Source organism: Streptomyces sp. NPDC052023, assembly GCF_044548465.1.
In the GTDB taxonomy this organism is placed as follows: Bacteria; Actinomycetota; Actinomycetes; order Streptomycetales; family Streptomycetaceae; genus Streptomyces.
Genome location: NZ_JBIUBW010000005.1, coordinates 61,967 through 82,472, shown reverse-complemented (window position 1 = coordinate 82,472; position 20,506 = coordinate 61,967). Strand labels below are relative to the sequence as shown.

At 72.7% G+C, this 20,506-nt stretch carries 24 protein-coding genes; 9 read left to right on the top strand and 15 right to left on the bottom strand.

Translation table 11 applies throughout. The annotated features are described in order from the left end of the window. Position 1 precedes the first annotated feature (1 nt). The 3 genes from ACIHCM_RS13010 to ACIHCM_RS13000 form a co-directional block, all read right to left on the bottom strand. Entirely contained in the window at positions 2-628 is a 627-nt protein-coding gene (locus ACIHCM_RS13010) for a YigZ family protein (protein ID WP_399893642.1), read from the bottom strand. A gap of 98 nt (positions 629-726) precedes the next feature. Beyond that, a complete protein-coding gene (locus tag ACIHCM_RS13005; RefSeq protein ID WP_399893639.1) occupies positions 727-1,269 on the bottom strand; it encodes a SixA phosphatase family protein in 543 nt (180 codons plus the stop codon). Further along, positions 1,266-1,988, bottom strand: coding sequence for a hypothetical protein (locus ACIHCM_RS13000; RefSeq protein ID WP_399893636.1), 723 nt, complete (start codon positions 1,986-1,988; stop codon positions 1,266-1,268). The genes ACIHCM_RS13005 and ACIHCM_RS13000 overlap by 4 nt, the downstream gene beginning before the upstream one ends. Before the next feature lie 153 nt (positions 1,989-2,141). Here ACIHCM_RS13000 and ACIHCM_RS12995 point away from each other — a divergent pair, with 153 nt between their 5' ends. Then, complete coding sequence (locus ACIHCM_RS12995; protein ID WP_399893634.1) at positions 2,142-2,549, top strand: CoA-binding protein; 408 nt, start codon at positions 2,142-2,144, stop codon at positions 2,547-2,549. A 135-nt stretch (positions 2,550-2,684) separates the two neighbouring features. Further along, positions 2,685-3,908 (top strand): 4-hydroxybenzoate 3-monooxygenase, encoded by a 1,224-nt coding sequence (locus tag ACIHCM_RS12990; RefSeq protein ID WP_399893631.1) that lies wholly within the window; start codon positions 2,685-2,687, stop codon positions 3,906-3,908. 25 nt (positions 3,909-3,933) lie between these two features. On the opposite strand, the gene ACIHCM_RS12985 is transcribed toward ACIHCM_RS12990, so the two are convergent. Next, positions 3,934-4,293, bottom strand: a complete 360-nt coding sequence (locus ACIHCM_RS12985; protein WP_399893628.1) for an ArsR/SmtB family transcription factor — start codon at positions 4,291-4,293, stop codon at positions 3,934-3,936. Positions 4,294-4,378: 85 nt separating this feature from the next. Between ACIHCM_RS12985 and ACIHCM_RS12980 the strand changes: the two genes are divergently transcribed. After that, positions 4,379-5,407 carry a cation diffusion facilitator family transporter gene (locus ACIHCM_RS12980; protein ID WP_399893625.1) on the top strand — a complete coding sequence of 343 codons (1,029 nt, stop codon included), beginning with the start codon at positions 4,379-4,381 and terminating at the stop codon, positions 5,405-5,407. Positions 5,408-5,415: 8 nt separating this feature from the next. Here ACIHCM_RS12980 and ACIHCM_RS12975 read toward each other — a convergent pair whose 3' ends face one another. Together ACIHCM_RS12975 and ACIHCM_RS12970 are read right to left on the bottom strand one after the other, a co-directional pair. Then, the gene (locus ACIHCM_RS12975; RefSeq protein WP_399893622.1) at positions 5,416-5,973 is read right to left on the bottom strand and encodes a YbaK/EbsC family protein; all 558 of its coding nucleotides are present in this window, start codon (positions 5,971-5,973) and stop codon (positions 5,416-5,418) included. Between the two features lie 43 nt (positions 5,974-6,016). Continuing rightward, a complete protein-coding gene (locus ACIHCM_RS12970; RefSeq protein WP_399893618.1) occupies positions 6,017-6,589 on the bottom strand; it encodes a helix-turn-helix domain-containing protein in 573 nt (190 codons plus the stop codon). A gap of 110 nt (positions 6,590-6,699) precedes the next feature. Between ACIHCM_RS12970 and ACIHCM_RS12965 the strand changes: the two genes are divergently transcribed. After that, positions 6,700-7,557 carry an EamA family transporter gene (locus tag ACIHCM_RS12965; RefSeq protein ID WP_399893615.1) on the top strand — a complete coding sequence of 286 codons (858 nt, stop codon included), beginning with the start codon at positions 6,700-6,702 and terminating at the stop codon, positions 7,555-7,557. Here ACIHCM_RS12965 and ACIHCM_RS12960 read toward each other — a convergent pair whose 3' ends face one another. After that, on the bottom strand, positions 7,558-8,322 hold the full coding sequence (locus ACIHCM_RS12960) for an acyltransferase (protein WP_399894598.1): 765 nt from the start codon (positions 8,320-8,322) through the stop codon (positions 7,558-7,560). A 109-nt stretch (positions 8,323-8,431) separates the two neighbouring features. Here ACIHCM_RS12960 and ACIHCM_RS12955 point away from each other — a divergent pair, with 109 nt between their 5' ends. Beyond that, positions 8,432-8,962, top strand: coding sequence for a gamma carbonic anhydrase family protein (locus tag ACIHCM_RS12955; RefSeq protein WP_399893613.1), 531 nt, complete (start codon positions 8,432-8,434; stop codon positions 8,960-8,962). A gap of 100 nt (positions 8,963-9,062) precedes the next feature. On the opposite strand, the gene ACIHCM_RS12950 is transcribed toward ACIHCM_RS12955, so the two are convergent. From ACIHCM_RS12950 to ACIHCM_RS12930, 5 genes are all read right to left on the bottom strand, one after another. Beyond that, a complete protein-coding gene (locus ACIHCM_RS12950; RefSeq protein WP_399893610.1) occupies positions 9,063-9,713 on the bottom strand; it encodes a DedA family protein in 651 nt (216 codons plus the stop codon). Between the two features lie 72 nt (positions 9,714-9,785). Next, the gene (locus tag ACIHCM_RS12945; protein WP_399893607.1) at positions 9,786-11,987 is read right to left on the bottom strand and encodes a ricin-type beta-trefoil lectin domain protein; all 2,202 of its coding nucleotides are present in this window, start codon (positions 11,985-11,987) and stop codon (positions 9,786-9,788) included. A 322-nt stretch (positions 11,988-12,309) separates the two neighbouring features. After that, entirely contained in the window at positions 12,310-12,594 is a 285-nt protein-coding gene (locus tag ACIHCM_RS12940; RefSeq protein ID WP_399893605.1) for a putative quinol monooxygenase, read from the bottom strand. A gap of 249 nt (positions 12,595-12,843) precedes the next feature. Beyond that, positions 12,844-13,035 carry a hypothetical protein gene (locus ACIHCM_RS12935; protein WP_399893602.1) on the bottom strand — a complete coding sequence of 64 codons (192 nt, stop codon included), beginning with the start codon at positions 13,033-13,035 and terminating at the stop codon, positions 12,844-12,846. A 172-nt stretch (positions 13,036-13,207) separates the two neighbouring features. Continuing rightward, a complete protein-coding gene (locus tag ACIHCM_RS12930; RefSeq protein WP_399894595.1) occupies positions 13,208-13,645 on the bottom strand; it encodes a DUF4442 domain-containing protein in 438 nt (145 codons plus the stop codon). 264 nt (positions 13,646-13,909) lie between these two features. On the opposite strand from ACIHCM_RS12930, the gene ACIHCM_RS12925 reads away from it, so the two are divergent. Then, positions 13,910-14,926, top strand: coding sequence for a hypothetical protein (locus ACIHCM_RS12925; protein ID WP_399893599.1), 1,017 nt, complete (start codon positions 13,910-13,912; stop codon positions 14,924-14,926). Positions 14,927-14,974: 48 nt separating this feature from the next. Then, positions 14,975-16,276 carry an MFS transporter gene (locus tag ACIHCM_RS12920; RefSeq protein ID WP_399893597.1) on the top strand — a complete coding sequence of 434 codons (1,302 nt, stop codon included), beginning with the start codon at positions 14,975-14,977 and terminating at the stop codon, positions 16,274-16,276. Here ACIHCM_RS12920 and ACIHCM_RS12915 read toward each other — a convergent pair. Next, entirely contained in the window at positions 16,238-17,083 is an 846-nt protein-coding gene (locus tag ACIHCM_RS12915) for a spermidine synthase (RefSeq protein WP_399893594.1), read from the bottom strand. The genes ACIHCM_RS12920 and ACIHCM_RS12915 overlap by 39 nt on opposite strands. A 168-nt stretch (positions 17,084-17,251) precedes the next feature. Between ACIHCM_RS12915 and ACIHCM_RS12910 the strand changes: the two genes are divergently transcribed. Continuing rightward, positions 17,252-17,410, top strand: a complete 159-nt coding sequence (locus ACIHCM_RS12910; protein ID WP_399893592.1) for a hypothetical protein — start codon at positions 17,252-17,254, stop codon at positions 17,408-17,410. A 50-nt stretch (positions 17,411-17,460) separates the two neighbouring features. Here the strand turns inward: ACIHCM_RS12910 and tuf are convergent, their stop codons facing one another. Both tuf and ACIHCM_RS12900 read right to left on the bottom strand, forming a co-directional pair. Then, positions 17,461-18,630, bottom strand: coding sequence for an elongation factor Tu (tuf, locus tag ACIHCM_RS12905; RefSeq protein ID WP_399893589.1), 1,170 nt, complete (start codon positions 18,628-18,630; stop codon positions 17,461-17,463). Between the two features lie 279 nt (positions 18,631-18,909). Beyond that, positions 18,910-19,632, bottom strand: coding sequence for a DNA alkylation repair protein (locus ACIHCM_RS12900; protein ID WP_399893586.1), 723 nt, complete (start codon positions 19,630-19,632; stop codon positions 18,910-18,912). A 49-nt stretch (positions 19,633-19,681) separates the two neighbouring features. Here ACIHCM_RS12900 and ACIHCM_RS12895 point away from each other — a divergent pair, with 49 nt between their 5' ends. Continuing rightward, a complete protein-coding gene (locus ACIHCM_RS12895; RefSeq protein WP_399893583.1) occupies positions 19,682-20,488 on the top strand; it encodes a TVP38/TMEM64 family protein in 807 nt (268 codons plus the stop codon). Positions 20,489-20,506: the final 18 nt, after the last annotated feature.

Sequence of the window (20,506 nt, the reverse complement as noted above, 5' to 3'; positions counted from 1 at the left end):
ACTAGGCGTCCCCGTACGCCTCCCCGCCCAATGCGAACCCCGCCGTTCCCGCGGTCACGTCCGCGAGCCAGGCCCGGAAGACTTCCACGTCGGTGTCCGGAAGACCGATCTCGATCGTGACCGCCTCCTCGTACCGCACGTCCCGCACGTCGCGCCCGGTGGCGCGCAGGTCGTTCTGGACCTTGCCCGCGCGCTGGTGGTCGACGGTCACCGTGGCCAGCCGGAAGCGGCGCCTGGTGCGGGTGCCGAGGGCGTCGAGGGCCTCGCCGACCGCGCCGCCGTATGCCCGGATGAGTCCGCCCGCGCCGAGCTTGACCCCGCCGTAGTAGCGGGTGACGACGGCGACGACGTACCGCATGTCGCGGCGCAGCAGCATCTGGAGCATGGGGACGCCGGCGGTGCCGCCCGGTTCGCCGTCGTCGCTCGCCTTCTGGATCGCGGCGTCGGCGCCGATGACGTAGGCCCAGCAGTTGTGCGTGGCGTCGGCGTGCTCCTTGCGCACGGCGGCGACGAAGTCCTGTGCCTCCCGCTCGGTGGCGGCCGGGGCGAGGGCGCACAGGAAGCGCGAGCGGTTGACCTCGGTTTCGTGCACGCCCGCGCGGGCGACCGTGTGGTACTCGTCCTGCATCCGGCCAGCCTAAGCGCTACGCGCGCGTCCCCCTCGATCCCACCGCGGAGCGGGGCGGAAGCACGCCGGTCTCCCGGAATCGCACCCCGGGGCCCGTCCTACTTCTTCTTCCCCCGGGGTACCAGCATCTCCGTCAGCACCGCGGCCCGGGGCCGCATCGCGTCCCAGGCGCTTCCGTGGCAGGCCAGTACGGCGATCGCCGACGTGGGGTACTTCACCCGCACCCGGTCCAGCGTGTCACCGACACCGTCCCCGGCGAGCGCGAGAACCAGTTCCTGAAGGCCGGGGTTGTGCCCGACGAGAAGCAGTGTCCGCACCTCGGGCTGCACCGTGTGCACGGCCGCCAGCAGGTCGGGGACCTCCGCCCCGTAGAGCCCGTGGTCGTACCGGACGGGTCCCGGGGTGGCCCACTGGGCCGACGCCAGCTGCCAGGTCTGGCGGGCGCGTACCGCTGTGGAGCACAGGGCGAGGTCAGGCAGGCAGTCGCTCTCGGCCAGCGCGCGACCGGCGGCCGGCGCGTCCCTGCGGCCCCGGGGCGCGAGCGGGCGCTCGTGGTCGTCGACGTCCGGCGGCCAGGCGGACTTGGCGTGCCGCAGCACGACCAGCCGGCGCAGCGGGCCGCCTCCCGCGCGCGGCTTCACGCCGGGGCTCCCAGGTCACGGGTCAGTTCGAGCCCGAGCAGCCGGTCCGCGTACGCGTAGGTCTCGAAGCGGGCACCGTCCGGCAGTCCCGGATCGGTCTCCACCCGGTGCAGGACGCCGAGCACGGCGGGCACGTCCAGGTCGTCCTCCCAGGCGGTGCGCAGTTGTCCGCGCACCTCCTCCGGAACCGGCCGGGAGGGGCGCCGCGCCCAGTCGGCGACGGCCCTGCGCCAGCGGGCCAGCGTGCCACGGGCCTCGGCGAGGGCCGGGTCGTCCACGCGCGCGGGGGCGCCGCGGCGCCGGAGGAGCAAGGCCATGCGCAGCACCGCGGGGTCGTCACCCGGCGGCATCCCGGAACCGCCGGACACGGGTGCCACCGCGACGCACACCCCGTCGGGGTTCACCCCGCCCTCCCCCACCACATGGATGACCTGCCGCTCCCCCAGTCCGGCCCCGGCGTCGTAACGGTCCTCGAAGGGCCGGACTCCCAGGGCGGCGGCGGCCGACCTCAGTTCCGCCCGGCCGCGCGCCCCGGACAGCAGCCCCCACACCGGGGTGCCGCCCAGTTCCAGGGCGCGGACCAGCACGTCCGCGACGAGCAGCACACGCAGGGCGGTGGCGTCGTGGGCGGGTGCGTGGGCCTCCACACAGGTCAGTCCCCGCCGCGTCGTGGAGGCGTCGACGGGTTCTCCGGTCCGGGCGTCGATGATGCGCAGCACGCAGTGAGCCTAGGCGGAGCCACGGCCGGTCGCACGGCACGCGTTCCGGACAGCGCAGGGTTTCCTCTGACCGGTACGGCCGCGGGAATCATGGCGTGCGCCCGTCCGTTGCACGATGTGACGAGAAGACGACTCGGCCCGAGGAGGCCCCTGGTGTACGGCGACGACGCGACGGTCCGCAGGATTCTCACCGAGCTCGGCGACACCTGGGCCGTCGTGGGCCTGTCGTCCAACCAGGCGCGGGCGGCGTACGGCGTCGCCGAGGTGCTCCAGCGGTTCGGCAAGCGCGTCGTGCCGGTGCACCCCAAGGCGGAGACGGTGCACGGCGAGCAGGGCTACGCCTCCCTCGCCGACATCCCCTTCGACGTGGACGTGGTCGACGTCTTCGTCAACGGCGACGTCGCGGGCGCCGTCGCCGACGAGGCGGTCGCCAAGGGCGCCAAGGCTGTCTGGTTCCAGCTCGGCGTCGTCGACGAGGCCGCCTGCGAGCGCACCCGCGCCGCCGGCCTCGACATGGTGATGGACCGCTGCCCCGCCATCGAGATACCGCGCCTCGGATAGCCCGCCCCACGTCGCGGGCGCCCACGCCGTACCCGGCCCGAGCGGCGCCCGAGCTCACGGGCAGCGGCAGCCCGCCCGGCGCACCCCTCCTCCCACTCCTCGCCTGCCTGACAGGCCACCGTCATAATGCTCGGCGTGGCCATAGCTTCCCCCCACCCCAACTCCCCCGCGTCGCAACGGCGTCCGGTCGTCATCGTGGGCGCCGGGCCCGCCGGACTGGCGCTCGGCAACATCCTGCGGGCCGCGTCCGTCGACTGTGTCGTGCTGGAGGTGGAGAGCAGGGCGTTCATCGAACAGCGGCCACGGGCCGGGGTGCTGGAGGAGTGGGCCGTGCGCGGCCTGGAGCGGCGGGGCCTGGCCGGGAACCTGCTGGAGCGGGCCCAGCGGCACACCGAGTGCGAGTTCCGCTTCGGCGGAGGGCGGCACCGGCTGTCATACGCGGAACTGACGGGGCAGCACCACTGGATCTATCCGCAGCCGTTGCTCGTGACGGATCTGGTGCGTGAGTACGCCGACGTGCGCGGCGGCGACATCCGGTTCGGCGTGCGGGACGTCCAGCTCCACGACCTGGACTCGGACCGCGCGGCGGTGTCGTACGTGTGCCCGGAGACCGGCGAACGCCGGGTGATCCGCTGCGACTTCGTGGCGGGCTGCGACGGGGCGCGCGGCGTGACGCGCGGGGCGCTGCCGCCGGAGCGGGTCCGCGTCGCGCGCCACGACTACGGCATCGGCTGGCTGGCTCTGCTCGCCGAGGCTCCGCCGTCGTCCGGCTGCGTGGTGTTCGGCATCCACCCCCGTGGCTTCGCCGGGCACATGGCCCGCAGCCCCGAGGTCACGCGGTACTACCTCCAGTGCCCGCCCGGCGACGACCCGGACAACTGGCCTCACGAGCGCGTCTGGGCCGAGCTCCAGGAACGGCTGGGTGCGCGGGACACCCCGCCGCTCACCGAGGGCCGGCTGATCGAGAAGCGGGTGCTCGACATGCACAACTACGTGGTCGAGCCGATGGCGTCCGGGCGGCTGTTCCTGGCCGGTGACGCGGCCCATCTCACCGCCCCGATCGCCGCGAAGGGCATGAACCTCGCCCTGCACGACGCGTTCCTGCTCGGCGACGCGCTCGTGGCCCACCTCACCAAGGGCGACGCGAGCGGGCTGCACGGCTACTCGGCCGACTGCCTGAGGCGGGTCTGGGACTACCAGGAGTTCTCCCGCTGGCTGTCCGACGTGTTCCACGGCACCGCCTCCGGCGACCCCCATCACGCGGGCACCACTCTCGCCCGGCTGCGCCGCCTGTTCACCTCACCGGCCGCCGCCTCCGCGTTCGCGGAGCAGTACCTCGGCAGGGACCCCGGGCTCTGAGCCCGTCCGGGATGTCAGCCGGGCGTCAGTCGTGCTCCGGCCGTCCGGTGAGCCGGTGGTCGGCGTGGTTCAGCGCCTCGTCCACGACCCTGCGCACATGACCGTCACGCAGGGAGTAGATCACCCGGCGGCCCTCTTTGCGCGTGGTCACCAGCCCTGCCAGCCGTAGCCGCGCCAGGTGCTGGCTGACCGCGGGCCGCGCCGCACCGCAGGTCTTGGTGAGCGTAGAGACGTCGGCCTCGCCCGTGCTCAGCGCGTGCAGCAGGGTGAGGCGGGTGCGGTCGCCGAGCAGGGAGAGGAGTTCGGCGGCGAGCGCGAACTGTTCCTCGCCCGGGCTGCGCGGGTGCGCATCGTGCGCAGATGACAGGTGCATGCGTGCGCTCATACGCACATAATGGCGGCCCGGCCCGGGTACGTCCACCACCAGGGCCGCGCGCCCGTCACCGCCGCGCACCGGAAAGGGGATCGCCGTGAGTGACCGGCACCACCACGAGCACGATCACCACTCGCCCACCGGCCTCAGGCACCGCCTGGGCCATCTCCTCACGCCGCACTCCCACGACACCGCCGGGAAGGTCGACTCCGCCCTGGAGTCCTCGGCACGCGGCATGCGGGCGCTGTGGGTCTCGCTCGCGGTGCTCGGCGCGACCGCGCTCGCCCAGGCGCTCGTGGTCGTGGCGTCCGGATCGGTCGCACTGCTCGGCGACACGGTGCACAACACGGCGGACGCGCTGACGGCCGTACCGCTCGGGATCGCCTTCGTGCTGGGCCGTCGTGCGGCGACCAGGCGGTTCACCTACGGCTACGGGCGCGCGGAGGACCTGGCGGGCATCGTGATCGTGCTGACGATCGCCGCGTCCGCCGCGTTCGCGGGATGGACGGCCGTCGACCGGCTGCTCGACCCGCGTCCGGTGCAGCACATCCCGGCGGTCGCCGTGGCGGCCCTGGCCGGTTTCGCGGGCAACGAGTGGGTGGCCCGCTACCGGATCCGCGTCGGCCGCTCGATCGGCTCGGCCGCGCTGGTGGCCGACGGACTGCACGCGCGGACGGACGGGTTCACGTCACTGGCCGTGCTGCTGGGCGCCGGTGGCGCGGCCCTGGGCTGGCAAGCGGCCGACCCGGTGGTGGGGCTGGCGATCACGGCGGCGATCACGCTGGTGCTGCGCGACGCGGCCCGGGAAGTGTTCCGGCGCGTGCTGGACGCCGTCGACCCGGCATTGGTGGACCGGGCCGAGCAGGCGCTGCGCACCGTGCCGGGCGTGCAGGAGGTGGGCGAACTGCGGATGCGCTGGATCGGCCACCGGCTGCGGGCCGAGGTGGCGCTGGTGGTCGACGGTGAGGTGACGGTACGTCAGGCCCACGCGATCGCCGTCGAGGCGGAACACGCCCTGCTGCACGCCGTTCCGCATCTCACCGCGGCCCTTGTGCACGCCGATCCGGCGCACACGCCCGGTGCGGCGGACCCGCATCTGCCGCTGGCCCACCACGCCTCGGCGTGAGGCCCGGGTCAGGCCGCGCCCAGTCCTTCCAGGACCACCGCGCCCGGCAGTTCCGCGAAGGCCTTGCCCGGCACCAGCAGCTTGCCGCGCCGCCTGCCGCTGCCGACCAGCACGTACGGCAGGTCGACCACGGCGGAGTCGACGAGCACCGGCCAGCCGGTGGGCAGCCCGATCGGGGTGATGCCGCCGTACTCCATGCCGCTCTCACCGGTCGCCGTGTCCATCGGGGCGAACGAGGCCTTGCGGGCGCCCAGCTGCCGGCGGACGACACCGTTGACGTCGACGCGGGTGGTGGAGAGCACGACGCAGGCGGCCAGCGTGGTCTCGCCGCCGCGCTTGCCCGCGACGACCACGCAGTTGGCGGACTGTTCCAGCAGCTCGCGGCCGTAGTGCTCCACGAAGACGTCGGTGTCGGCCCACTGCGGGTCGGTCTCGACGTAGACGATCTGCTCGGCGGGTACGCTGCCGCGCCAGTTCCGCACGGCCTCGGCGACCGGGCCGGTCAGCTCGTCGAGGCAGTCGGGCGCGGGCGTCGCCTGGTCGAAGCGTCCGATGGGTGCGCGCATGGCGGCACGCTAACAGCCCCCGCCGGACCGGCCACGGCGCGTCTCAGTGCACGGGCGGCACCGACACGGCCAGCACCATCTCCATCGGTACGGCGCCCTGGTTGCCGTACGCGTGCGGCAACCAGGCGTCGAAGGAGGCGCTCGCGCCGGCCGGTACGGCGTGGTCGACGCCGTCCACGGTGAGCGTCAGCTCGCCGGCGGTGACGTGCACGAGTTCGACCGTGCCGGACGGGTGCGGGTCGGAGGAGCTGCTCTCGCCCGGCATCAGCCGCCAGTCCCACAGCTCCAGCGGGCCCGGGGCCTCGGTGCCGGCGAGCAGCCGGTTGTAGCTGCCCGCCTCGGTGTGCCACATCCGGACGGCCTGATCGGCGGGGACGACACGGACCTTGGGGCCCTGCTCGTAGTCGAGCAGGGTGGTGATGCTGATGCCCAGCGCATCGCCGATCTTGACGACGGTACCGAGGCTGGGGTTGGTGCGGGCCTGCTCGATCTGGATCAGCATGCCGCGGCTGACCCCGGCGCGGGCGGCGAGGGTGTCCAGGGTGAACCCGCGCTCGGCACGCCAGCGCTTGACGTTCCGGGCCAGGGACTGGGTCAGCAGGTCGAGGTCCGACACATTCCGTCCATCAGTGAGGCGGTCAAATATTTTGGATGACAGGGTTCAACAGAATGAACTATGGTGTGCTGCACCAAATCGTTCACTGAACTGTACTGCGAGGCGACTCGATGACGGCACTCTTCGCCCTGGCCACCAGCCTCCTGTGGGGCCTGGCCGACTTCGGCGGCGGCCTGCTGACCCGGCGTACACCCGCGCTGACGGTCGTCGTCGTCTCGCAGTCGATCGCGGTGGTGGTGCTCGGCGCGATCGTGGTCGCGACCGGGGCCTGGAGCGAGGCGGGTGCGCAGCTCTGGTTCGCGGTGGCCGCCGGCCTCGTCGGCCCGGTGGCGATGCTCTCCTTCTACAAGGCGCTCGCCCTCGGCCCGATGGGGGTCGTCTCACCGCTCGGGTCGCTCGGCGTGGCAGTGCCGGTGGGCGTGGGTCTGGTCCTCGGCGAGCGTCCGGGCCTGCTGCAGGTCGCCGGCATCGTGGTCGCCGTCGCCGGGGTGGTGCTCGCGGGCGGGCCGCAGTTCAGGGGGGCGCCGGTGCAGCGGCAGGCCGTCCTGCTCACCCTGCTCGCGGCGTTCGGCTTCGGCGCGGTGATGGCCCTGATCGCGGAGGCGTCCACGACGCTCACCGGACTGTTCCTCGCCCTGTTCGTCCAGCGCGTCACCAACGTCCTCGCGGGCGGCACCGCCCTGTACGTCTCGGTGCGGCGAGGCTCTCCCGCCCTCCCGGCCGAAGGTTTCCCCTGGGGCGCGCTTCCGGCGCTGGCCTTCGTCGGACTGGCGGACGTGGCGGCCAACGGCACGTACTCGATCGCCGCCCAGCAAGGCCCCGTCACCGTCGCCGCCGTACTCGCCTCGCTGTACCCGGTGGTGACGGCACTGGCCGCACGCGGCCTGCTCAGCGAACGGCTGCGCGCGATCCAGGCGGCGGGCGCCGGACTGGCCCTGGCCGGCACCCTGCTGCTGGCGACCGGCTAGTCAGGCCTCCGGCTCCAGCTCGGCCAGCCGCTCCACCGTCTCCTCGTCGAGATCCGCGAGCGCCCGCAACTGCTCCGGGGTGACGCCGTCCGGTATCGGCACCGGCGCCGGCGTCCGCAACGGCGGCTGCCAGCCGTCGACGGCCGTCCAGCGCCGTACGACCCGGGCGGGCGCCCCCGCCACGACGGCGTGATCGGGCACCACGCCCCGTACCACCGCACCCGCGGCCACCACCACGTTCCGCCCGAGCCGCGCGCCCGGCAGGATCACCGCGCCGGTGCCGATCCAGCAGCCCGGGCCGATCTCCACCGGTTCCATCCGGGGCCACTGCTTGCCGATGGGCTGGTGCGGATCGTCGTACGAGTGATTGGTGGACGTGACGTAGACGTACGGCCCGAAGTAGCAGTCGCTGCCGATGGTGACCGTCGTGTCGGCGATGACATGGCTGCCCCGGCCGAGGACCACCCCGTCACCGATGCGCAGGATCGGTTCCGGGCCGAGGTCGAGGTCGGGCATCAGACCGGCCGTCAGGGTGACCTGCTCGCCGACGATGCAGTGGGCCCCGAGGTGGATCCAGGGTTCGCCGAAGACCGTGCCGAGCGGGAAGGCGAGCCTGGTACCGGTTCCCATCGCACCGAAGCGGAACCGTCCCGGGTGCTCCGCGGTGACGGACGCCGTGCGCTGCACCCAGGCCCAGCCCGCGTGGAGGGCCCGCTGCACTTGGCGGCGGCGCCAGGATGAGAACGTGTTCTTGCGCTTCGGCACCCGCTCACGGTACTCAGCGCGCGGTGCGGCCATGAGGGCACGGGCCTGTGATCTTCGCCCCACGGCGTGGCGTACCGTTCCCTCGTACTCGACGACGAGGGAGCTGAGCATGACGCACCAGGCGCTGATCACCGGCATCGGCGGCAAGGAGCCGAGGGTCGATCAGGAGGCGTTCGTCGCCCCGACGGCCGCGGTGATCGGGGACGTGACGCTGGGGGCCGGGGCGAGCGTCTGGTACGGGGCCGTGCTGCGGGGGGACGTCGAGCGGATCTCGGTGGGTGCGAGCAGCAACGTGCAGGACAACTGCACGCTGCACGCCGACCCCGGGTACCCGGTAAGCGTCGGTGAGCGGGTGTCCATCGGGCACAACGCCGTGGTGCACGGGGCGACCGTCGAGAACGACTGCCTGATCGGGATGGGGGCCACCGTGCTCAACGGCGCGGTGATCGGGGCGGGATCACTCGTCGCGGCTCAGGCGCTGGTGCCGCAGGGGATGGTGGTGCCGCCGGGGTCGCTGGTGGCGGGGGTGCCGGCGAAGGTGCGGCGGGAACTGAGCACCGAGGAGCGGGAGGGGGTCACGCTGAACGGGACCATGTACGCCGAGTTGGGCAAGGCGCACCGCGAGACGCACGAGGGGTGACGGCGACGGGCGCTCCGCGGGCCAGGCACGGGCTCGGGGGGAGGATCGCTCTCCCGCGCGGGAGCAGCACGACGCAACCCCCACGCCTGTGGCCGTCGCCCTACTCCACGGCGCCGACGGGCTCCGGCGCGGCCACCGTCCTCGACTCCGAGACCTTCTTGGCCTTGCGCTTCATGACGAGCATCGAGGTGACGCCGACCAGCACCGCCAGCACCAGCCCCACCCACGAGAAGCGCTTCAGCCAGGCCTCGGCGACGACCCCCACGTAGTAGATGACCGCCGTGGTGCCGCCCGCCCACAGGATGCCGCCGAAGACGTTGGCGATCAGGAACTTCCAGTACGGCATCCGCAGCACCCCCGCGAGCGGGCCCGCGAAGATGCGGAGCAGGGCGACGAAGCGGCCGAAGAAGACGGCCCACATGCCCCACTTCTCGAAGGAGCGCTCGGCCGTGGCGATGTGCGCCTCGCTGAAGTGCTTCGGGAACCTCTTGCCGAGCCAGGCGAGCAGCGGCCGCCCGCCCTTGCGGCCGATCGCGTAGCCGATGGAGTCGCCGATGATCGCGCCGGCGCTGGCGCACGCGCCCAGGACGAACGGATCGATGTCGCCGTGCTGCGAGGCGAGCAGCGCCGAGGAGACCAGGATGATCTCGCCCGGAAGCGGGATGCCCAGGCTCTCCAGGCCGATGACCACTCCCACCAGCGCGTAGATGGCGACCGCGGGTACGGTCTCGAGCCACTCCTGGACGTGCACGGCCGGTTCCTCCCGAATTCGCGTCCCCGCGTGCGGACGGCGTGCGCCGCAGGCCCGGCGCACGCCGCGAGCCTACCGGGTCACGATGACCGTCCCGGGTCGCACGGATCCCGCGGGTTCCAGCCGCGGCGGGGTGGGCGGACCGGCGGGCTGGGGCCGCGCGTCGCCGACGCGGCGGGCCTGGGCGAGCCGGGTCTCGTGGGCGTCCGGCGGGTTGCCTGGCGCCCGGCGCCGTGGGTTGTCGTCTCGGTGCCGGGCGTCGGCGTGAGGGGTGTTGTCGTGGTGATCGTCGTCGCTGTGACGGCGGTCGTCGCTGTGGCGGGGGTCGGGGCTTGCGTTTCGGTGAGGGCCTCTGTGTCGCCCCTCGGAACCTCGGGGCCGTTCGGGGTGGCTGCGGTCGGAGCCCTGGTACCCGTGGGAGCCGCGGTGCCGGTCGGAGCCTCGGGGCCGTTCGGGGTGGCTGCGGTCGGAGCCCTGGTACCCGTGGGAGCCGCGGTGCCGGTCGGAGCCGCGGTGCCGGTCGGAGCCTCGGGGCCGGTCGTCCCGCCACTCGCCACGGGAGTCCGCCCGCCGCTCAGAGCCGCCGCGCGCGTCGGAATCTCCGCGCCGAGGAGTGGCCCCGCGCCGATCAGAGTCTCCGCGCCGCTCGTCCGGCCGCTCACCGCGTGAGTCGCGCTCCCGGTCGTCCGCGCTCCGGAGCGAGGATTCCCCCGGCACACCTGCGTCCCCTGCCCCGCCGGACTCGCGCGTCTCCTCGCCCACCGCCTCCAGCCGCCACCGCTGCTCGGCGGACCCGTCCCGCACGGCAACGACCAACTCCCCGTCCGCGCCGGGGGCGACGAGTTTGCCCCCGGCCCAGCGGAGGAGCAGCTCGCCGCGCACGGTCAGGTCGTACTGCACCTGCCCGGCGCGCGCCCCGCAGTCGGCCAGCCCGACCACCGCGTCGCGGGTGCCGGAGCCGAGGCAGAGCGAAGGGGCGGCAACACTGCGCAGTTGCCCGTCGTCCTGGTACGACCACTGCTGTGAGCCGGCGGTCGTGCAGACCGCCAGTACGGCGACGGTGCCCCGCCCGTCGAGGCAGCGGCCGGCCGCGAGGTTGCGCAGACGACCCCGGGCGACCTCGACAGGGCGTTCCACGGAGACCGCGGAGGGCGTTCCGACGGTCGGCTCAACGGACGGCGGGCCGGGGCGGACGGTGCGGCTGCTGGGTGCTCCCCAGGTGGCGCCGGGTCCCGGGACACCGTTGTCATCACTCCAGCCCCTGGCCGCCAGCACCGTCGCGAGCAGCGCGAGGGAAGCAAGGCCGACGCCGACGGCCACTGCCCTGGCGTGCCGTCGGGGCATGGTGAGGAAACCGGTCTGAGCGGGCCGGTGGCGGCCGCCGGCGCCCGGGCGGGCGGCGCCGGGTGGACGGACGGCGGACAACCGACGCGGCGGGGGCGACGCGGCCGGGGTGCGGCCGGGGCGGGAGTCGAGATAGCGCTGCGCGCCCCAGCCGAGCACGGTCTCGGCGAGCAGCGCGTCCAGACCCCCGTCGAAGTGGCTGAGTTGTTCAGCGGCCAGTCGGCAGTACCGGCAGCGCATCAGATGGTGCTGCACGTCGGGCAGCAGGGCGCCGCCGCGTCGCATGGGGACGTCCAGGAGACGGTTGTAGAAACGGCATTCCCTGGTGGGCGCGAGTTCCCGGTGGGCGCGCACGCACCCGGCCCGGAATTCCTCGTGCGCCCGCTCCAGGGCGGAGGACGCGGTAAGGGCGTCAATGCCCAGCAGACCAGCCGGTACGGTTATCGGTTCCGTCTCCACCTCGGTGTGCCAGAGCAGGCATTGGGAGGCCGACGGAAGGGCATGGAAAGCGCGCTCGGCGAGGCGTCGCTTTTCGGGCGTCACGGACCTCACCGCACGCAGTCCGCGACCTCCGGTGGGTTTGCCGAGTTCCGGCATCAGAGCCGTCACGTCATCCTCGGCGGCCCATTCCCTGACTGTGTTCCTGACGGTCACCAGCAACTGCGGTCGCAACGCGCCGACCGCCGTCCGGCGGCCGAGCACCTGCTGGAACGCCGCGCTCGCGGCCATCGACGCCGAAACGGTCGACGCAGCGAGGCAGATGACGGCGTATTCGTGGACCGCGCGCCAGTGCCGGGCCATCAGCAGTGCGACGGCCCTGGCGTCCGGTTCCGGGTCGGCGAAGCGGGCGAGGAGATCGCGGTCGGACTCCCCTGGGGGTGATCCGAGGTGGGGCGGATACGGCGGGCGTGGGGGGTAAGGAGGCAGCACTGAACCATTTCCTTCCGAGCCGAGGACAGCGCATGGAATGCGCTTCCTTCGGAAAGCAGGTGCCTATTGGTGCGTACTTATGGTCTGACCTGTGCCTTTGCTGCCCGCGGGTGGCACACCTTTGCACATGCGCCGTACTGGAAACAAGGAGTCCGAAAGCCCGGGATTCAATGGGCCGGAAATTGCCGGGTGTTACCCAAGGTATCCGTACCTGCATTCGAAGACAGATGCCTGACTTGCCCCCAACTTGTGTGTGCAGCAGCCCCGTTGTCACACACGATCTCCAACTTCCCGTCCAGATCGTGCTGGACGGCCGCAAGGGCTACGGGGCCTCGACCGCGGAGATTCGGTACTTGCTCACTTCCGCGTCGCGGATCTGAGCCGCGTGCTCGGGCTCCGGACCCGCGCCACGGAAGCGGGTGAGAGCCTCGTCGGTCTCCCAACGCTCGTACACGTTGATCCGGTCCGGCTCGATCAGGTCGGCGGACAGGGCGAAATCAAGGCAACCTGCGGCGGCACGGGCCTGCTCGACGACCTTCGAGCATCCGGCCAGATAGGCGTCGCGGTCCGCGGCGTCCACCCACAACTTCCCGGCAATGATGATCACGGTTACTCCTCGCATCGCGGCTACTCACCTGAGGGTGATGTCCGGCGTGACCGCCCGACGGCCCGGCCACTGGACACATAGACCGCAACGGAACACAGGACTCATCGGTGCCACGAGCCGCCGCTCGCTCCCGGACAGGCCGGCGGCACGATCGCCCCTGGCCGCGATGCCGTCCCCTTCCGGGCCGTGCAGCCACAGACGCTGACCGGGCATGCAGGAGCCGAGCCGCCTGGGACCGCCGGACGGCGTCTAGTCGCCCGAGCCCGAATCCCCACCCCACCGCTGACGCGATCGTCCCGACCGGCTGACCAGTTCGCCCGCCCCGACGGTCACGGCGGCCACCACGCGCACCCAGCGTGGGCCGCCCCGCGCCGCCCGGACGATGCAGACGCATCCGCCGACGACGAGCAGGAGGGCGAGGGACAAGAGAAGTACGGCCATGCTGCTCACCTTTTCCTTCGCGTCGACGCCATCCCGCCAGGAGCAGGAAGAAGCCCTCGCAGAAGGGCTCGTCCCCCAGCTGTTCCTGCCGTCGGCAAGAGCCTCTCGCAGCAATCCCTGACGCCCACTTCGCCATGACGCCAGGGAGCTCCGCCCCCTTTCAGGAGCCCCGTCAGCCGTTGGGACGCAACGTCCAGACCACGGTCATCTCCGTCGTGACCGCACCGTCCTCCCGCTGGATGGCGACGGCCACCGGAAACTCGGGGCGCTTGCCCTCGTCCAGTTCGGCTACGACCTCGGCGGCGGGGCGGCCGAGGGTCGCGGTGGCCGTGACGGGGCCCAGGGCGATCTTCTTGAACGCGATCTCGGCATGCACCGGCAACGGCACGGCGCGTGAGAGCTGGTCGCCGAACGCGGCCAGCACGATCGCGCCACTGGCCGACTCACCCAGCGTGAACATGGCACCCGCGTGCGGCCCGCCGACGTGATTGCGGTACTCGCTCTGATCCGGCAGGGCCAGTACGGCCTTCTCCGGAGTGGTCTCCAGGTACTCCAGGTTCAGCGTCCGAACCATCGGCACCGTGGCGGCGAGCAACTCGCCGATCGACATCTGATCTGCGCTCATGGCCGCATGTTACCCACGAGTAGTGCAGACTGACCAGAGTGAGGGGTCCCAGGCCAGGGCTGGTCACGACGACCCAGGTCCTGGATCCACCACCGCAGCCCGGCACGCCGGAGGTGCCGGAGGTGCCGGTCCGCCAGGTCCTCGGCGCGGTAACGGCCGTACGCCACGCCCCCCGAATCCTGAATTGCTACGTCCCTGACAAAACCCGGTGACCGAATCGTGTCCCCGGCCCCACTAGGGTTACCGCTCATGTGGCCAGGACAGCAGCCGCCCGGGGGCGAGCAGAACCCGCAGGGACAGAACAACCCGTACCAGCAGCCGGGGTACCAGCAGCCGAATCCGTATCAGCAGTCGGGATACCAGCAGCCCAACCCGTATGCGCAGCAGCCGCAGTGGGGCACGCCCGCGCCGATGGGACCGCCGCAGCCGCAGCCCGGCGGGAGCGGCGGCGGCAACCGGACGAAGCTGGTAGCGATCATCGCGGCCACCGCCGTGGTCGTGACCGCCGGTGTCACCGGCTTCCTGGTCCTCGGCGGTGACAAGGACGACAAGGCCGACGGCGGCGACAAGGCGAAGACGAGCCAGTCGCCGTCGAACTCCGCGGAGCCGAGCGACTCCGCGCCGGGGTCGGACGACAACCCGCGCAGCAGCGAGACCGAGAAGCCGACGATCGACGGCTGGAAGGTCGTCATCAACCCCAAGCGCGGCGTCGCCTTCGACGTGCCGGCGGACTGGGAGGTCGAGTCGCCGGGGGTGACCATCGGCTTCGAGGACGACAAGTCCGACAGCGGCGAACCGCTGATCGTGATGTCGGCACCGGCGTACTACAAGTCGAAGTGGTGCACGACCGACGAGAACAAGGACGGCCGGACCGAGGACACCCACCTGGCCGCCGTGGGCACCAAGGGTGCCGACGGCGCCAAGGACACCGACGAGGTCGCCATCAACACGGTGCCCTGGTGGGTCTACGGCGGCTACACCCAGCCGGACAAGAAGAGCATGAAGTTCGAGGAGAAGGCCGAGCCCTACACCACCAAGTCGGGCATCGAGGGCAGCATCGCCTGGGCCGAGTCGACGAACACGCCCCAGAAGGGCAAGTGCGCCAGCGACGGCAAGGCGGTCACGTTCGGCTTCAAGAACTCCGCCGGCGACTTCGTGTCGTGGAACTTCTACGGCGCCAAGGGCGTGACGGGCGAGGTGCCCAAGGCGACCATCATGCAGATCCTGAGCACGGTGCGGCTGCACGGGGAGCCCACCGGAGGCTGACGGACAATCGGTTTGGCAAGTCGGGGGTCGGGCGGTGATAGTCGGCCGGTGAACACCGCAGCCGGAGCTTCCCGCCCCCGCAGACCCGCCTGGGCGGGGCGCAACTACAGCCTGCTGACCGCCGCCGCGGTCGTCACCCACCTCGGGAGCAACGGCGCGCTGGTCGCCGCCGCCTTCGCGGTGCTGGAGGCGGGCGGCGACGGCGGTGACGTGGGCCTCGTGGCCGCCGCCCGCACCCTGCCGCTGGTGCTCTTCCTGCTGATCGGCGGCGCGGTCGCGGACCGGCTGCCCCGGCACCACGTGATGGTCGCGGCCAATGCCCTCAACTGTGTCTCGCAGGCGCTGTTCGCCGTACTGGTCCTGGCCGGCGAGGCCCAGCTGTGGCACATGATGCTGCTGAGCGCGCTCGGCGGAACGGGACAGGCGTTTTTCAGCCCGGCCGCCGAGGGCATGCTGATGTCCTCCGTGCAGGGCGATCAGGTGAGCCGGGCGTTCGCGGTGTTCCGGATGGCGATGCAGGGCGCCGCCCTGGGTGGTGCCGCCCTCGGCGGTGCGATGGTGGCGGCGATCGGCCCCGGCTGGGTGCTGGCCGCGGACGCGGCCGCGTTCGCCGTCGCCGGGGCGCTGCGCGCGTTCCTCGACGTCAGCCACATCCCGCCGCGCGAGCGGGGCGGCGGGCTGATCGCCGATCTGCGGGAGGGCTGGCGGGAGGTCGCCGGGCGGCCCTGGCTCTGGGGCGTCGTCGTGCAGTTCTCGATCGCGAACGCGGTGGTGGCCGCCGCCGAAGCGGTCTACGGCCCGCTGGTCGCCCGGGACCATCTGGGCGGGGCGGCGCCCTGGGGCCTGGCACTGGGCTTCTTCGCCGGGGGCACGGTCGTCGGCGCGTTGCTGATGACTCGCTGGAAGCCACGCCGGCTGCTCCTCGCGGGCACCCTCGGGGTCTTCCCGCTGGCGCTGCCGTCCGCCGCGCTGGCGGTGCCGGTGCCGGTCTGGGGACTGTGTGCGGTGATGTTCCTGACCGGGGTGACCCTGGAGATCTTCGGCGTCTCCTGGATGACCGCCCTCCATCAGGAGATCTCGGAGGACAAGCTCTCGCGCGTCACGGCGTACGACTGGTTCGGCTCGGTGGCCATGGTGCCGCTGGCGACGGCCATGGCGGGTCCCGCCGAGGTGGCGTTCGGACGGACGGCGGCGCTGTGGGGCTGCGCGACGCTCGTGGTGGTGGTCACGGCGGCGGTGCTGTGCGTCCCGGACGTACGGAACCTGCGTCGCCGTACCCACCAGGTGGCGGCCAAGGGCGCGCCCGCCGGCTCAGCCGAGGCCGAACGCCCCGTCGGGGGGCTGGGGTGAGGGTACGGCGTCCTCGTCCCTGACCGGCCGGGCCTGCCCGATGAACGCGCGCAGGGCGGGCCCGTGTTCGACGCGGGCCGGGAAGGCGTCGGCGGCGGTGCGCCGGGCCAGGGCGGCAGTGTCGAGCGGACGGTGGGCGGCGACCAGCACCGCGTTGCCGAACCGGCGCCCGCGCAGCACGGCCGGTTCCGCGATCAGCGCGAGTTCCTGGAACAAGGTGGCGAACGTGGCCAGCTGGGAGCGGAGGAAGGCGAAGGGCGCGGCGTCGGCCAGGTTGGCCAGGTAGATCCCGTCGGCACGCAGCACCCGCTCGACCTCCCGGGCGTAGCCGACGGAGGTGAAACCGGCCGGCACCCGTGAACCGCCGAAGACGTCACCGACGATCACGTCCGCCGAGTCCGCCGGGGCACCGGCCAGCCAGTCACGGGCGTCGGCGACGTGCACCGCGATCCCGGACCCCTCGCCGACCGGCAGATGCTCACCGACCAGCGCCGCCAGCCCCCGGTCGGCCTCCACGACGTCCTGTCGCGAACCGGGCCGGGTCGCCGCCACGTAGCGCGGCAGGGTGAGGGCGCCGCCTCCGAGGTGCAGCACGTCGAGCGGCCGGCCTGCCTCCGCGACACCGTCCAGCACATGGCCGAGCCGCCGCATGTACTCGAACTCCAGATGCGTCGGCTCGTCGAGGTCGACGTAGGACTGCGGCGCCCCGTCGACCGTGAGGAGCCAGGCCCGCTCCCGGTCGACGTCCGGCATCAGCTTGGCGGTGCCGTGATCGACGGGTCGGCTGACGGGTATCGACTCACTCACGGGCTCCATTGTGCCGGGGTGTGCGGCGACGCGATCACGCGCGGGAGCGAGCGGTGCGCGCGAACGTCGCGTAGAGGGCGGAGGCGGCGACGAGGCCGGCGGGCACGGCGAGGCCACGCCGCCGAGCGCGTGGGCGACCGGTCCGGTGTAGAGGGTGCTGACGCCGGCGTGGAGCGGAAGGCCGGCCGGATCGCCCTCGGGCAGCGCGCCGGCCTGACGGTCCTCGCCGCGGACCCGCTCACCACGCCGGCGACCGAACTGCCCGGCGTACCGGTGCTGCTGACCGTCCTGGACGGCCGGCCGGCCCACCGCGACGCGAGTCTGTGAACGTTACGGGGCCGCCTCCTCGAAGGCGGCCCCGCACGCTGCGGGCGGCTTCAGCCCACCGTCGTCACGGTGCCCGCGCCGACCGTCCGCCCGCCCTCGCGGATCGCGAAGCCGAGGCCGGGCTCCAGCGGCACCGCGCGCCCCAGCTCCACGGTCACGGTGACGGTGTCGCCGGGCCGCGCGACTCCCACCTCACCGAGGTCCATGTCACCGGCCACGTCCGCGGTACGGATGTAGAACTGCGGCCGGTACCCGGTGGAGAGCGGCGTCGTACGCCCGCCCTCACGCGCCGACAGCAGGTACACCTGCGCGGAGAACCGCCGTCGCGGCACCACACTGTCCGGCGCGGCGACCACATGCCCCCTGCGCACGGCGTCCCGGGGCACCCCGCGCAGCAGCAACGCCACGTTGTCCCCGGCCTGCGCCTCGTCCATCGGCTTGCCGAAGGTCTCCAGGCCGGTGACGACGGACGCCACGTCGGCCCCGAGCACCTCGACCCGGTCTCCGACCCGCACCGTGCCACGCTCCACGGCCCCTGTGACGACCGTGCCGCGCCCGGTGATGGTGAGCACGTTCTCCACCGGCATCAGGAACGGCGCGTCCAGGTACCGCTCGGGCATCGGCACGTAGGTGTCCACCGCGTCCAGCAGCGCCTCGACGGACGCCGTCCACCGCGGGTCGCCCTCCAGCGCCCGTAGCCCGGAGACCCGTACGACCGGGACGGAGTCACCGCCGTAGCCGTGCTGGGTGAGCAGGTCCCGCACCTCCAGTTCGACGAGGTCGATGAGCTCCTCGTCGCCGGCGTCCGCCTTGTTGAGGGCGACGACGATGTGGTCGACGCCCACCTGGCGGGCGAGCAGCACGTGCTCGGCGGTCTGCGGCATGATCCCGTCGAGCGCGGAGACGACGAGGATCGCCCCGTCGAGCTGCGCCGCGCCGGTGACCATGTTTTTCACGTAGTCGGCGTGGCCGGGCATGTCGACGTGCGCGTAGTGCCGGGTGTCGGTCTCGTACTCGACGTGCGCGATGTTGATGGTGATGCCGCGCGCCGCCTCCTCGGGGGCCCGGTCGATGCGGTCGAAGGGAACGAACGTACCGGTGCCGCGCTCGGCGAGGACCTTGGTGATGGCGGCTGTCAGGGTGGTCTTGCCGTGGTCGACGTGACCCATGGTGCCGATGTTCAGGTGCGGTTTGGTGCGCACGTAAGCCGTCTTGGGCATGGCGATACCTCGAAGCGTCTCGATGGTGGCGGGGACCCCGGTGACCGGCCGACCCTCCCCCTGCGGGGTCCGCCGGACGATCCGGGGAGGGTCAGCTTCGGGCGCCGTCGACAGCGGCCGGGAGGTTCAGGACGGCAGCCTTCGGGGCATCCGCGACCGCGGATGCTGCGAGGTGGAAGGCGTGCCGGAACATGAGGTCGATACTCGCCGACACCGTCTCGCGCGTCGACCGATTTATCGGGCGGCGCACGCGCCTGGGCGGGAGGCGGGCGCCACGGGTCAGGGCCCGATGTTCTTCAGGGCCTCCCGCACCGACAGCGGCGCGAGGCGCCCGGACTCCCGCGCGAGGAAGGCTCGTACGGCGTCGGGGTCGGTCTTGGCGTACTCCCGCAGGCACCAGCCGATCGCCTTGCGGATGAAGAAGTCCGGGTGCCCGGACTGGCGCAGGCAGTAGGCGAAGAGGCGCTCGGTGTCCGTGCGCTCCTTGTAGCGCAGTTGGTGGAGCAGGGCCGTCCGGGCGACCCACAGGTCGTCGTCGGCGATCCACGCGTCCATGTCGGCCTTGAGCCCGGCGTCGGCGGCCACCAGCGGCCCCACCACATGCGCGGCGAGCAGGTCGACGGTGTCCCACCACGGGACGGTGGTGACGAGGTGCCGTGCGACGGGCAGGAAACCGGACGAGCAGCGGCTCACATGACGGCGCAGATAGTCGACGGCGAAGTAGTGGAACTCGCGCTCGGGCAACTGCCAGCAGCGCAGCGCCACGGCGGTGCAGTCGGTCTCGTCCGGGCGTGGGGTGCCCTCGACGACCGTGCGGGACAGGGCGCGGCGCACCGGCGTGGCCAGACCGAGGAAGGGCGCGACGTCCTTCATGTACGCCTGCATGGGCGCCGCGCGCGCCGGGTCGGCCGCGGCGGAGTACGTGGCCGTGAGCCGTTGCATCAGCGTGTCGGCGAGGGGGCTGCGCGGGACACCCGCCGTTCGCGCACCTGTGACGCTCATGAGACGAACCATACGGCGATCACACATATCCGTCGGTTAGTGTCGCCGAATGCTCGATGCCCACACCCGCTCTGGGGGCACCGCACCGGCCTCTCCCCGGGCCACTGCCACCGAACTCGCGGTCACCGCCACCGACCTCGCCGCCGCCGTCCCTGTTCCCGGGGGCGCCGCGGCCGTCCGTCGCGGCTTCGCCGCCCGGTGCGCGAGACTCCTGCTGTCGCCCTGGGCCCGCTTCTCCGTGCTGGTCGCGCTGCTGGTCGGGGCCGCGGCGACGGTGCTGCTCTTCGAGCCGCAGCGGTTGCTCGCGCACGGCTGGCCGCCCCAGCTCGGCGGCGTCGTGGCGGCGATGGTCTTCGCGGTCGCCTACGGCCTGATCACCGTGGCGTTCGTGCCGCGTCCGCTGCTCAATCTGGCGGCGGGGGCGCTGTTCGGCTCCGAGCTGGGCATCGCCGCGGCGATCGGCGGCTCGGTGATCGGCGCCGGGATCGCCTTCGGACTGGGCCGGTTCCTGGGTCAGGACGCACTGCGTCCGCTGCTGCGCGGCAAGTTCCTGAAGACCGTCGACCGGCAGTTCAGCCGGCACGGCTTCCGCTCGATGCTCGCGGTGCGGCTCTTCCCGGGCGTGCCGTTCTGGGCCGCGAACTACTGCGCCGCGGTCTCGAAGATGGGCTGGCTGCCGTTCCTGCTCGCGACGGCGCTCGGCTCGCTGCCGAACACCGCCGCGTACGTCGTCGCCGGCGCCCGGGCCTCGACGCCGACGTCGCCGGTGTTCCTGATCGCGATGGCCGCCATCGCGATTCCGGGGCTGGCGGGCGCGGTGGTGGCCTGGCGCAAGCGCCACCACCTGCGCGGCTGACGCACGCTCAGATGGAGC